Source organism: Methylomicrobium lacus (assembly GCF_041897535.1).
Classification (GTDB): Bacteria; Pseudomonadota; Gammaproteobacteria; order Methylococcales; family Methylomonadaceae; genus Methylomicrobium; species Methylomicrobium lacus_A.
Map to the genome: position 1 here is coordinate 2,953,370 of NZ_CP169217.1, position 13,467 is coordinate 2,966,836.

Consider the following 13,467-nt stretch of genomic DNA (forward strand, 5'->3'; position numbering starts at 1 on the left):
TTAACTAACGAATAAAGAACGTTTGCACGCCATCAAATAACTCGATCAGGTTTTAATAACTGAAGAGGAGAATTTATCATGAACAAGAAGATAAAGCTCAGTGTTAGGGATGATCCTGAAAAACGAGGCAGGGATAGGACCGGCAAAGCTCAAATACCCGAGCTGAAGCTCCCTGATTCAATGACCCGAAGCGTATTAGCCACAACTATCAGCAAGGCTGATTCAAGTTTGGCTTGGGTCATAGCCGCATTGTCGGTGTCGTTAATTCATGCGGCACCAGTCAAGGCGGCCTTCAACATCCCGACAGACTCAACGGCGAGCCCATTGTGCATCAATGGTCAATGCGCCACACCTTTTAGCGCCAAGCTATTGCTGTTTGAAGAATTCGGATTGCAAAAAATGCCAGGCGGATCTTCACAAACGTCAGTATTGCCAAGCGCTCCGGATTGCCAGAGCTCACCTGCCGGTCAGGATCTCGACGCCTTCCTTAAGGAAGAAATTCATCCCTATCCCGGAGCAGCCGCAGACGAGACATTGACTAATGCGTGGGAAGCTAAGGTGAAAGGGTGTGTGGGATTATCGGATCAAACGCCAACACGGGGCGATGCTCGGCCAGGCGGTGAATGGTTTTCGCATCAGCGCTGGGATGAGTTTTTTCCACAAACGTATTTTCAAAGCGCCATGTCCGGCGCGCGTGCCAACGGCGGGCTTCGAGACGGCTACCAGATGCACAAATATAATAAAGGGGAATTTGGCCCCAACGGACTTTACTATCTGCCGAATGGCACTGCTGCTGGAATAGAAGTCAAGATTCACCCTAATTTGCCCGCCCAGAATGCTAATTCTGTGTGGACCTTTGATGGAACTCTGCCGCCCAAGTTGCTGATGGCAAGGTATGGCGAATCCATATTGTTCCGCCATTACAACGCCTTGCCGATCGATGAGTCAGCAAACAAAGGGTTTGGCAGGCATACCATCACGACCCACGAGCATAACGGGCACAATCCGGCCGAAAGCGATGGCTTCATGCATGCCTATGCTTATCCTGGTGAGTTCTACGATTATCATTGGCCGATGATTCTCGCTGGACATGACAGCATCAATACCGGTGCGACCGATTATAGGGCGGGCTCCCCGGATGGTAACGGGGGAATTATTCCCGTTCGCGGCGATTGGCGTGAAACCATGAGCACCCACTGGTTTCATGACCATATGCTGGATTTTACCGCGCAAAATGTCTACAAAGGCAATGCGGCGATGATGAACTATTATAGCGCCGTGGACCGTGGTAAAGAGCCTAAGGATATACTGGAAGCCAGCGGTGATCATTCCAAGCCTGGCTACGGTTGTCATTACGCTGCGCCTGACCCGGCAAATCCAGGCCCTTTCAACGTGAATCTGTGTCTACCGAGTGGATCCGAACTGGACTGGGGCAACCGTGATTATGATGTGAACCTGCTGGTTGCCGACAAGGCGTGGGATGATACAGGCCAGCTTAAATACAATATCTTTAACACCGATGGTTACCTGGGGGACCGAATTACCGTCAACTGGGTTTACAAGCCTTATCTTGACGTGCGCGCCCGGCGTTACCGTTTCCGTATCTTGAACGGCAGTGTCTCGCGTTATTACAAGATCGCCATCGTGGATGAAACCGGAAAAAAAATACCCTACTACATGATCGCTAACGACGGGAATCTCTTGCAACATGCCGTACCGTTCCCCAATTCTGCGTCTGCAGAAGGGGCATTACCAGAACAGGGCATTGCCGAACGCTATGACATCGTTGTGGATTTCAACGGCATGGCCGGCAAGAAGCTGTACTTCGTCAATTTGCTGGAGCATGTCAACGGTCTGGGACCGAGCAAAGTAGTGGCATTGGCAGATGTGCTGAGCGGCAAATATAAAGCGGATGGCATCAATGGTGATCCAGTCGTTGGCAAGTTCCTCGAATTGCGTGTCAAGGATTACAGCGGTACGGATTTGAGCATGGATCCATACTACTATCAGGAAACTTTTATCGATCCTGTAACTAAAAAAGTGGTACCGGGTAAACAGATGATTCCTTTGAATAAACCGACGACCCAGGAACTGCAAGCGGCTGTACAGAGAACCTTTGAGTTTGGAAAATCGGACGGCACGGATCTAAAACCCTGGACAATCAAAACCGATGGCGGTAAGGGCTTTAACGCCGATGAGCATCGGGTTTCAGCGGCTCCAACGCTTCCTGATCAGCCAAACGGCTTAGGCAAAGTTGAGATATGGCATATCAAGCTCGGCGGTGGGGGTTGGAGTCATCCTGTCCACGTGCATTTTGAAGAAGGGCAAATTCTCTACCGTGGCGGCAAAGCGCCACCGCCTTGGGAAAAATATGCGCGTAAGGATGTGTACCGGATAGGGTCACTGGCAGACAGTACCGCGAGTGTGGATATGGCTATCCGTTTCAGGGAGTTTGCGGGAACCTATGTGGAGCACTGCCACAATACCCAGCATGAGGACAGGGCCATGTTGCTGCGCTGGGATATAGAGCATCCGGGGCAAACGCTAGCCATCCCAACACCGATGCCGGGATGGGAGGGGGTTCAATACGATCCTAGTATTTATTTACCGACGGCTAAAACGGGTGATTTGGTTGCAAAGAAATCGTTCGTTTTACCTCAATAATCAAGGAAGAGGAGAGCCATGATGAAAACGCATTGCCCCGTTGATTGTTGGAGAACGTCGTTTTTCTGCATTGTATTCATCGGGGCTATGTCGATCCTTGGGGGGCGCCCGGCGTTGGCGGCCCCCAAGGGTTCACCTTGGGGAGAAAGCTATTTTCCGAATGTCGAATTGGTCAATCAGGATGGCAAAACCGTTCGCTTTTACGATGACCTGATCAAGGATAAAGTCGTCGCGATTAATTTCATCTATACTCACTGCGGCGATGTCTGTCCGGCCGAGACGGCCAGTTTGCGCCAGGTGTACAAATTGTTGGCTGATCGTATGGGGAAAGATATTTTCTTTTACTCGATCAGCATTGATCCTGAGCACGATACCCCGAAGGTACTGAAAGAGTATGCCGAAAGGTTCAGGATTAAATCCGATTCCGGCTGGAGTTTTCTAACGGGAAGCAAAGCAGATACCACGCTCCTGCGAAAAAAACTGGGCTTATTCAGAGACGGTGTCGAAGCCAGCAAACTTGGCGAACATAACACCAGTTTTCGCTTAGGTAATGAAGGCACGGGGCAATGGATAAAGCGCTCTGCTTTTGACGAACCGAAGGTTTTGGCTTGGCTTTTGGGCCGGTCTTTGAGTCATGGCAAGACGGATCAGAAAACCGATCTGGCAACTTATGCAGGTGCGGAAAAAATACCCAAGCTGAGCAAGGGTGAAGAACTCTTCCGCTCCCGTTGTGATTCTTGTCATAGCCTTGGCAATGCGGATGGCCTAGGACCGGGGCTGTTAAATGTCACTCACCGGCGTGACAGGGCATGGCTTACCCGCTGGCTGAAGACGCCTGATCAATTACTCGCCGAGAAAGACCCCATTGCACTTGATCTCTACAACCGCTACAAAAAAGTCGTGATGCCTAACCTAAGGCTCAGCGATGCCGATGTGGAAGCCCTTATTGCCTATATGGAAGCGAGCAGCAAATCCGCACGATAATTTGGCTTGTGCCATTGAAAATCATTATGTCGCTGATATTACGCATTGTCCACGAAAAACACGAAAGGCACGAAAAATTTCATAGCACAATCCGTTCAACCTGTGTTTTCGGACAGCAGCCAAAGTTGACCTATAAACCCAAGCGTATTCTCTGTTGACAGGCTGGACCAGATCCGGCTTTGGATATTCCAATATCCGAGCTGGTTTTGCCAGTCCCTTCATAAACTTCGAGCTTATCTTCATTTACTGCCTTCCTGTTCAAGCTTTTCCGGAAATCTTCGCCGGGTACTACTACGACCTGACTAACCTAACCGTAACCCATATAAGGGCAACTACTTATAAGTAGCAGTACTAATTATGTTGCGGCAGTTGATCCGGTATAAAAAGCATATCGTGAGTACGTTTATTTACGGAAAGAAAGGGAGACTCAGCGATGAAAAGATCAACAGACAGGATTTCAGTCTATCGGGCTCCTGCCGGCAGAATTCAGCCTATGGTGTTTTTCCTGATAGGTCTACTGGTCGGAGTCTTTTATGAGCGGATTTCGGCGATAACTTGGGATGAAGTAAGTGTTTGCAATGATGCCGGAGCTATTAGCCAACGTCTAGATCTTATAGCTTATTCGGCCTGCACTCAGGCCGAACTACGCGATCCTAGCACCTGTGAATGGGTTTCTATCGTCAGCGTAGCATCCAGCTCAATATCAAGTCAGGGGGGCCAGGACAATATTGCTGTTAATGCCTTAAGGCCGGACATTCACTATGCCGTCTTACCCGCTTATCCTTGCGGCAGTATGCGAAGCGATCTCTCCGGTCAACAAGAACACCCTGTTAGAGAGAGTGCCCTATAAGTTAGCTTTCCAGAAAGCCATCAAGGGTATAGTAACAAACCCAATTTGAAGATGAGAATCAAAAAACAGGATGGGTAGAGGCGCATGCAGAGAGGAGGAATGCCTATTGGGAGCGCAAAGCGCATAGTTCATTGACAAAACATCGTAATAATGGAAGGTCAATTATGTATCAGATTGCAATAGTTGAGGACAAATCGATTATTAGAACAGGGCTTCATGCGATATTAACTCAAGAGCCTCAGTTTAATATCGTCTCTCAATCCCAAAGTCCGATTGACTTGTTTCAGCAAGCTTGGTCTGTCACGCCTGATTTGGTGTTAATGGGGCTGATTATGCCCAAAAAGAACACCGTGGCAGCGATAGCACAAGTCAAGAAACTCTGGTATAGCACCAAGATTATGGTTTACACATACAAAGATGCGGGAGAGGGTATTTACGATGTATTCCAGGCTGGCGCCGATGGTTATCTGATGAAAGATGCTACACAGGAGGATTTAATTGCTGCAATAAAAAACCTTTATGTAGGTCATTATTATGTTTCGGATAGGGTTTTGTTTAAGAATGCTAGTCGATATAGGCTGGCTGAAAAAATGTTATCAGTCAATCAATTGTATAACATTTTGACGACGCGGGAGCGGGAGCTGCTTAAATTGATAGTCGAAGGGTATAAGAATAAAGAGATAGCGGATAGTCTTTGTATCAGTTTAAAGACAGTCGAGACGCACCGAACCAATCTGATGAAAAAACTGAACGTTCATAATGTTGCCGAACTGATTTCTGTTGCCGAAGAAGTAGATATTGCTAGTCATTCCGCTAAATGGCAATTACAGCCTGACTTTGTTTGAGTCAGACTTCTTGGCTGAATTACATGAAAGGTGAGCATGCGATTCTGCAATCTGTGTTGGCATTAAAGTCAATTCTGGGAACTAGGGTTTTTCTGGGGCGACCTGTCCGACCCAGTCTAATAGCCTTCCTTATGGAAGTTGTTGTAAAAAATACTGAACTCCATTACTATTTTTAGTATCCAATTAGAGGTATAAATAATACGTGGCAAATATTTTAGCTGCATCATGACGCTTTGTTTAATCTATATCCTCTTAACTTTATACTGTGTATGCATCTAGAAAGTATTGCCGTCAATGGAGATTCAGTGCATGTACAAGATTGCAATAGTAGAGGATCAAACCATTATGAGGGCAGGGCTTTATGCCGTATTAAATCAAGAGCCTAGGTTTGATATTATCTCTCAATCTAAAAATCCGATTGACTTGTTTCGGCAGGCCTGGCCTACGGCGCCTGATCTGGTGTTACTGGGTCTGATTATGCCAAAAATGAACGGCGTGGAAGCCATAGAAGAAATCAAAAAGCGCTGGCATAGCACTAAGATCCTGGTTTACACGTACCATGAGTCGAGCAAGAGCATTTCCAAGGCATTCCAGGCAGGGGCCGATGGCTACCTGCTGAAGGATGCTTCAACGGATGAACTTATTGTCGCTATGAAAAAAACTTTGGCAGGCTATTACTATGTTTCGGATGTGGTTTTGTCGAAGATTATGAATCGCTATCTTCAGGCGGAAAAAATGTTATCGGTGAATCAATTGCATACTATTTTGACGATGCGGGAGCGGGAGCTGCTTAAATTGATAGTCGAAGGGTATAAGAATAAAGAGATAGCCGATAGTCTTTGTATCAGTTTAAAAACAGTCGAGACGCATCGAACCAATCTGATGAAAAAACTGAACGTTCATAATGTTGCCGAATTGATCTCAGTTGCAGAAGAAGAAGGCATCACTCACCTTTATGAAAAAAAGCTTTGATCTATTCTGTCTCATTTCTTATCACTAACACGCGGTTGTAATTTTCTAAATTAGACGCTTTCACTTTGAACTCCCCACGCTTTCTTTATTGATTTTCGTGATTTTCCTTGGCTCCAGATATTATTTTTGGCTTGGTTTTAGCCTTGGGTAGGAAAATCAGTCTTTAGGTACCCCAATATCCGTGCCGATTTTTGCACGCCTACAAACACTGCCATTAAATTAAGCCGTTAGCATCGGCTCCACTCAGCAACGATTAAGTTTTGCGATGAGTCGCTTAACTTAATGGCCGTGATCCTACATAAGAACATACCAAACTATCCCTGCATCCTTCACTCTGATTCGCTGTGGAGTGAATAATTTATTCAGTCCACAAAAAATTGCAACGGCTTATAAGTACGAGTACTGATGGGGCGACTACTTATAAGTACGCATACGGATTACTTTGAATCATAAAATACCTTATAAAAGCACTGGGTTATTTGTTTTGTAACGGCAATTTATTTATAGATGGGGCACAAGCGAAAGCCCAGGCCATCTAAGGTGTGCGGCCTTTATTTCGTATTTTTTCGGTGCCTTTAAATGGGTTTAGATCGCCAGCTTTGCTTTGGGATCTGAGTCAATCTTAAGGCATGGAATTAAGGCAATTGCGAGTTAATTCCTGTGGCAGTATGCGTAGCGATCTCGACGGTCGGCAAGTGCGCGGAGAGGGATTCTCATGATTAATGAAATAAGCTTCATATGCGTTTATTGATAAATTACTCAGGGCGCCTATCTATTGCAAAGCATCGTCATAAGTGGAGAATCAACGATGTACCATATTGCAATAGTTGAGGATAAAACGATTATGAGGGTAGGGCTTTATTCCATATTAACAAAAGAACCTCAATTCAATATTATCGCTCAATAAAAAAATTCGATTGACTTATTTAATAAAGATTTCTCTGTGACGCCTGATTTGGTGTTGCTGGGTTTTGTTATGCCAAAAAAGAACGGCGTGGCAGTGATAGAAGACATCAGGAAATACTGGCATACCTCTAAGGTTCTGGTTTATGCGTGCAACAAAGCGGAAAATTACATTCCTGAGGTATTCCAGGCGGGAGCCGATGGTTGTCTGTTAAATGATGCTTCAACGGAGCATTTTATTGCTGCTATAAAATACATTTCCGCAGGCCATTAGTATGTTTCTGACATGTTTTTTTAAAGGACATGAATGGGTGTCTTAATAGATGAGAAAAATAGTATAGGTAAGTCAATTAGTAAATAAGACAGTGGTATGCTAGTTTCCAGCGATGGAGAACGAGCTGGTTAAGTTAGTATTATGGTAATAATAAAGAGATAGTGGATAGTCTTTGCATCAGTTTAACAAAACAGTAGTGGCGCAACGAAAAAATCTGATGAATAAACCGAAAGTTCATTATGTTGCTAACGGTTGGCTGTTGCAGAAGTAGTCGGTATGACTAACAAGTCTACTGAGCGACATCACAGACTAAGGTTGTCTGACTTCGTCGACTTGGCAGAATAAATTTTAATTACTAGGGGCTTGAGATCATGAAATCTATAGTGAGATTAACTGCATCGCTGTTGTCGGGAGACTTTCTGGCAGCGGTAAAAAATTCTGAAACGCCTTCGACGACCCAGTTTGAAGTCCAAGGATTCATCCAGGAGGCGACTCTATCCCTCATTGATAGGAGGATCAGGAAATGTTAGCTAGAATCCAACACAGACTTACCGAAATCGGTAAGGCATCCTTACGGGCCATACCGATGGCCGTGCTCATCACCATGACGAATGTCGGCGTTGAACCTTCGCAGGCGGCTATAAACACTTCATCGGTCGGATCGGGGTTCACGGTCACAGCAGCCGATCTTGCGTTTATCCTTCAGCAGATCAAGATCGCCGAGTTCCATGCCGCGAATGCCACACCAACGAACCTTTGTGGCGCACTTGTCGGTTCTGGACCTAACCAAATCCCTGACCCGCTCCTGTCCTTCGGCCTTCGGACCGTAGATGGGTCGTGCAACAACCTGCAAAAAGGCCAGGAGACCTTCGGTGCTTCCGACCAAGTCTTTCCGCGCCTGACCACGCCTAATTTCAACAGGTCTACGGAGGGGATTGCTGCGGACTTTTTTGGCCCTGGTTCTCCGGCAATACCGCCATCTACGTACGCGGTGACGAGCGGGGCGGTTGCCGACTCCCTGCCGCGCATAATCAGTAACCTGGTTGTCGACCAGACCTCCACGAATCCGGCGGCTGTCTTCGTGGCTGGAAATCCCGCCAGAACCCAGGGAGACACAGGCGTGGTTCCGTGCGATGCCAGCGGACTACCCGCCGGCTGCGTGCCGCAGTTTCAGACCCTGTTTATCCCGAACGTGACCACCGATGTCGGCCTCTCGCCGCCCTTCAACTCGCTGTTTACCATCTTCGGCCAGTTCTTCGACCACGGCCTGGACAAGATCACCAACGGCGGTAACGGCACAGTCTTTGTCCCGTTGAAGGATGACGATCCGCTGGTCGCCGGCCCGGACCATATCTTCGGCACTGTCGATGACCTTGCGCCTCAACTGCGCTTCATGGTCCTGACGCGGGGCACGATCAAGAACGATCCGATAACCGGTATCCGTAGCGCGCCGAACACAGACACCCCGTTCGTAGATCAAAGCCAGACCTATACCTCACATTCGTCGCATCAGGTTTTCTTGCGTGAGTACGACAATACCTCTGGAAAACCGCTTGCAACGGGCAAGTTCCTCTCGGAGGCCAATGGCGGTATGGCGACCTGGGCATCAGTCAAAACCCAGGCTGCGACCAAACTGGGCCTTCAACTTTCAGACGCGGATGTAACCAACATCCCGATGATCGCTGCCGACCAGTACGGTAACTTCATCCCCGGTCCGGCCCGCGGAATGCCGCAGTACGTGACGACCGGAGGTACCGGACTCGTCGAGGGCAATCCGGCCATCCCGGTTCCTGTCCCGGCGGATGTTGTCCGTATCGAGACGGCCTTCCTTAACGATATCGCTCACAGCGCAGCCCCAACCTTCGATCCTAATAATCCCGGCATACTGTTTCCCGACTCCGACACTGTTGTTGGCTCGAGTTTGGCTACAACATCTCCACCGGGTTCCTACGATGACGAACTGCTTAACCTGCACTTCATCTGCGGTGACGGTCGCTGCAACGAGAACATCGCGTTGACCGCGGTTCACCAGATCTTCCATATGGAACATGATCGTCTGATCGATTACTTCATGAATCCAACGGATGGCGTGCTGACCCGACCCGAGAACGCCGCGCTATTGGCGGATTACCAGAACGTCACCCCCACCGCGGACAATCCGAAGCCTTTCACCTTCCAGGAGCGCCTGTTCCAGGCCGCACGGTTCGCCACCGAAATGCAGTATCAACATCTGGTGTTCGAGGAGTTCGCGCGCAAGGTTCAACCGGCGATCAACCCCTTCCAGCCCTTCGCCTTCAACCAGACGGACCTCAACTCGGCAATCACCGCTGAGTATGCCCATGCGGTCTACCGCTTCGGCCATTCGATGCTGACCGATACGATTCCCCGCATAAACGCAGACGGTTCGCATAACGACATTGCGCTGCTCGCTGGCTTCCTGAATCCGGCGGCGTTCTACCAGGGTGGCTCCGCCGGCACACTCGATTCCCGACAAGCCACCGGTTCTATCATAATGGGGCTGTCTGACCAAACGGGCAACGAGATCGACGAATTCGTCGCCGACACGCTGCGCAACAATCTGCTGGGGCTCCCTCTTGATCTGCCCAGCATCAATATGGCGCGTGCCCGCAGCGAAGGCATCCCACCTCTGAACAACGTCCGCAAGCAAATTTTCGCAAAGACGAATGATGGCCAATTGCGGCCCTACACCAACTGGATCGACTTCGATCAGAATATTAAGCACCACGTGTCATTGGTCAACTTCATTGCGGCGTATGGCAAACACCCTAGTATTACTACACTTGATCCAGATGGCGCCGGACCGATCCTGGCCGGCAGTTTACAAGCCAGGCGGATGGCGGCTGATCAAATCGTCAATGGCACGACCCTGCCTGGACCGAACGGTATACTTGGCGACGGCGATGACATCTTGCCTCCCGGCGATAGTGGTGCGTTCATGTTCAGTACGGGCGCCTGGGCGAATGATGCAAACGGCGTATCCACAACCGGCGTTGACGACATCGACCTCTGGGTAGGCGGTCTTGCCGAGAACACCAATTTGTTCGGCGGCCTGCTCGGTCCAACCTTCAATTACGTGTTCGAGAAGCAACTCACCGATCTCCAGAATGGCGACCGCATGTACTATTTGGCCCGCACGCCGGGCATGAACCTCAGGACCCAACTCGAGGGTAATTCCTTCGCCGAGTTGGTGATGCGCAACACCAATCCGTATACCCATACCTTGAAGGCGGATCCCTTCGCGACGGCCGATTGCAAGTTCGAATTGGCAAACCTCCATACCCCTTACGTTCCAGGTACGGATCCACTACCCATATCATCGACGTTGGTACCCCCGTTGGCTGCTATTACGGGTCCAGGGTCGGTAAATGACGACCCGCTCTCCGAATGCGATGAGAATCAACTGCTGTTGTTTCAGGCCGATGGCACGATCCAGTACCGTGCGATCAATAACATCGACCCGGCCGGCATTAACGGTCAGAGCGTTTACAATGGCACTGATTTTGCCGATCAATTCTATGGCGGCAATGACAACGATACCTTCTGGGGCGGACTCGGCGACGATAGAATCGAGGTCGGCGGCGGCGACGATGTGGCTCTCGGTGGCGACGGCGATGACATCATCACCGACTTCGGCGGCGCCGACATCCTGAAAGGGGGCCCCGGCAACGACGCCATCGACGGCGGTATCGGGGATGACATCATCATTCCCGGCTCTGGCAAGGACTTTACCAACGGCGGCGCCAATATCAATGAAACCTTTGCCGGCCCCGATGATGACTTCGCGATCGCCGGACAGGGCGAAGACGCCATCTTCGGTGACAGCGGCGACGAGTGGGAAGAAGGCGGCGATCAGCCTGATCTCTTGATCGGCGACAGTTCCAGCATTTTCTTCGACGACCACAACTTGCCTGGACATGACATCCTGATCGGCCAGGGCGGCGATGACGACTACGACATGGAAGGCGGCGACGATATCGGCGTGTCCGGTCCGGGTGTCGAGAAAGTAGCCGGGGCTGCCGGCTATGACTGGGAAATCGGTCTGGGTGATCCGCAGCCGCAAGACATGGATCTGGCTATACCTTTGCTGGGCTTGCCGCTTCCTGTCAACGTTGCCCGCGATAAATTCAACGAAGTCGAAGCGATGTCGGGATGGAAGTTTAACGACATCCTGCATGGCGACAGCATCATTCCCAGCCAGGTCAATGGCGGCGGCTTCATCGGCTGCGACGCGTTGGATGCGAATGGCGTGGCGCGCATCAAGGGTCTTGACGCATTGGTGCCTGCGGCAATCCGAACTATCCCGTCCGCACCGATTGTTGCCGCCTCGGCATCATTCAATTGCCAGCTGACTGGCCTGGTCTGGGGTGAAGGTAATATCATCCTTGGCGGGGAAGGCAGCGATACGCTGGAAGGCCGCGGTGCCGATGACATCCTCGACGGTGACAGGTACCTGAACGTCCGGCTCAGCGTTCGTAATGGCACGGACGACGCCAATGGTGTGGACACTGTTCGTAATGGCTCGGGCCCTGAAATCGGCAGCACCGATCTGATGGAAAACGCGGCTGTTACGGGAGACTTTGGTCCTCTCGCTACCGGCATGACCCTGCAACAAGCGGTGTTCGCCGGCAAGGTCAATCCGGGCAACATCGTGATCGTGCGGGAGATCCTGCTACCAACCGTTCCCGTTGCCGACTGCGGCGCCACAACTCCGCTCAACTGCGACACGGCGTGGTTCTCGGGTCCCGCGGCCAATTACATCATCATTGGCAATGCCGATGGCAGCGTGACTGTCAGAGACAATACGGGCGTCGATGGCACCGACACGTTGCGGAATATCGAACAGCTCAGCTTCTGTACGACGCCTGGCGCCGTTAAGGGAACATGCGATGTTCGTGCGGCTCCTGTCAGCGTCGCCAGTACAATCGCTCCGGTTGCTTCAATATCGCCTGCTTCGCTGGCGTTGACCTTCGGCAACCAAGTCGTCAACACTACCTCGCTGGCTCAGTCTATTACGGTCAGCAATACCGGCAACAGTAACCTCGTCGTATCCGGCATCACCCTGACCGGTGTCGATCCGGGACAGTTCTTGCTGGCGAACACGATCAACTGTGCCACCGTCGCGCCTCTTGGCTCCTGCACTTTCAATGTGCAGTTCGCGCCCACCACGACCGGTACGAAGACGGCCAGTGTTTCGATCGCCAGCAACGCGGCAGGATCGCCTGCTAGCGTCGCGGTGAGCGGTACGGGTCTCGCGCCTGCTCCGATTGTCGCAATAGCGCCCGTCTCGCTGGCCGTGGCCTTCCCTGACCAGGTCATCAACACCACCTCGGCGGCTCAGACCATCACGGTCAGTAATACCGGAACGGCCAATCTGACCGTATCCGGCGTCACCCTGAGCGGGGCGACGACACAGTTCTCGTTCACGAACAACTGTACGACCGCTGTCGTCCCTGGCGGCTCCTGCACTGTCTCTGTGCAGTTCAGGCCGACCTCGACCGGCGCTAAGACGGCCACTGTCTCCATCGCCAGCAACGCGGCAGGATCGCCCTCCAGCGTGACGGTGAGCGGCAACGGCATCGTCGCGGCAACGACCGCCACCATCGCCAATGCGACCATCGGAGGCGGTGGGGGCGTGCGGATCGGTACCTCTGCCACCGGCAACGTCCGGGTGACGAATACGGGCACTAACCCGCTCATTATCACCTCTGCAAGTACGACTGCACCGTTCTCGGTCACCCTCGGAACCTGCACTACGCCGGTTAATCCCGGAAGGACCTGCAATCTCAGCGTCACTTTCAGACCGACGGCAGTCCAGACGTATACGGCAACGCTGACGATGGCGAGCAATGCCAGCAATAACCCAAGCGGCACCTTAACGGGCAGGGGGCGTTAACATGAAAATGGCAATGATGGAAATGTAGCGTAGCTAGCTACGTGGCTGATTGCGGGACGGC

At 50.9% G+C, this 13,467-nt stretch carries 6 protein-coding genes; all 6 read left to right on the forward strand.

What is annotated here, in order from left to right:
• Positions 1-78: 78 nt before the first annotated feature.
• Positions 79-2,664 carry a multicopper oxidase domain-containing protein gene (locus ACEPPP_RS13040; protein WP_374087347.1) on the forward strand — a complete coding sequence of 862 codons (2,586 nt, stop codon included), beginning with the start codon at positions 79-81 and terminating at the stop codon, positions 2,662-2,664.
• Between the two features lie 18 nt (positions 2,665-2,682).
• A complete protein-coding gene (locus tag ACEPPP_RS13045; protein WP_374087349.1) occupies positions 2,683-3,648 on the forward strand; it encodes an SCO family protein in 966 nt (321 codons plus the stop codon).
• Between the two features lie 1,014 nt (positions 3,649-4,662).
• Positions 4,663-5,343, forward strand: a complete 681-nt coding sequence (locus ACEPPP_RS13050) for a LuxR C-terminal-related transcriptional regulator (RefSeq protein WP_374087351.1) — start codon at positions 4,663-4,665, stop codon at positions 5,341-5,343.
• Between the two features lie 309 nt (positions 5,344-5,652).
• Positions 5,653-6,315, forward strand: coding sequence for a response regulator (locus ACEPPP_RS13055; RefSeq protein WP_374087353.1), 663 nt, complete (start codon positions 5,653-5,655; stop codon positions 6,313-6,315).
• Positions 6,316-7,258: 943 nt separating this feature from the next.
• Positions 7,259-7,492, forward strand: coding sequence for a response regulator (locus ACEPPP_RS13060; protein WP_374087355.1), 234 nt, complete (start codon positions 7,259-7,261; stop codon positions 7,490-7,492).
• Between the two features lie 586 nt (positions 7,493-8,078).
• A complete protein-coding gene (locus ACEPPP_RS13065) occupies positions 8,079-13,406 on the forward strand; it encodes a choice-of-anchor D domain-containing protein (protein WP_374087357.1) in 5,328 nt (1,775 codons plus the stop codon).
• The last annotated feature ends 61 nt before the right edge of the window (positions 13,407-13,467 follow it).

Coding starts and splice junctions, on each gene's coding strand:
- ACEPPP_RS13040 (WP_374087347.1), top strand. CDS start 79: ATGAACAAGAAGATAAAGCTCAGTGTTAGGGATGATCCTGAAAAACGA.
- ACEPPP_RS13045 (WP_374087349.1), top strand. CDS start 2,683: ATGATGAAAACGCATTGCCCCGTTGATTGTTGGAGAACGTCGTTTTTC.
- ACEPPP_RS13050 (WP_374087351.1), top strand. CDS start 4,663: ATGTATCAGATTGCAATAGTTGAGGACAAATCGATTATTAGAACAGGG.
- ACEPPP_RS13055 (WP_374087353.1), top strand. CDS start 5,653: ATGTACAAGATTGCAATAGTAGAGGATCAAACCATTATGAGGGCAGGG.
- ACEPPP_RS13065 (WP_374087357.1), top strand. CDS start 8,079: ATGGCCGTGCTCATCACCATGACGAATGTCGGCGTTGAACCTTCGCAG.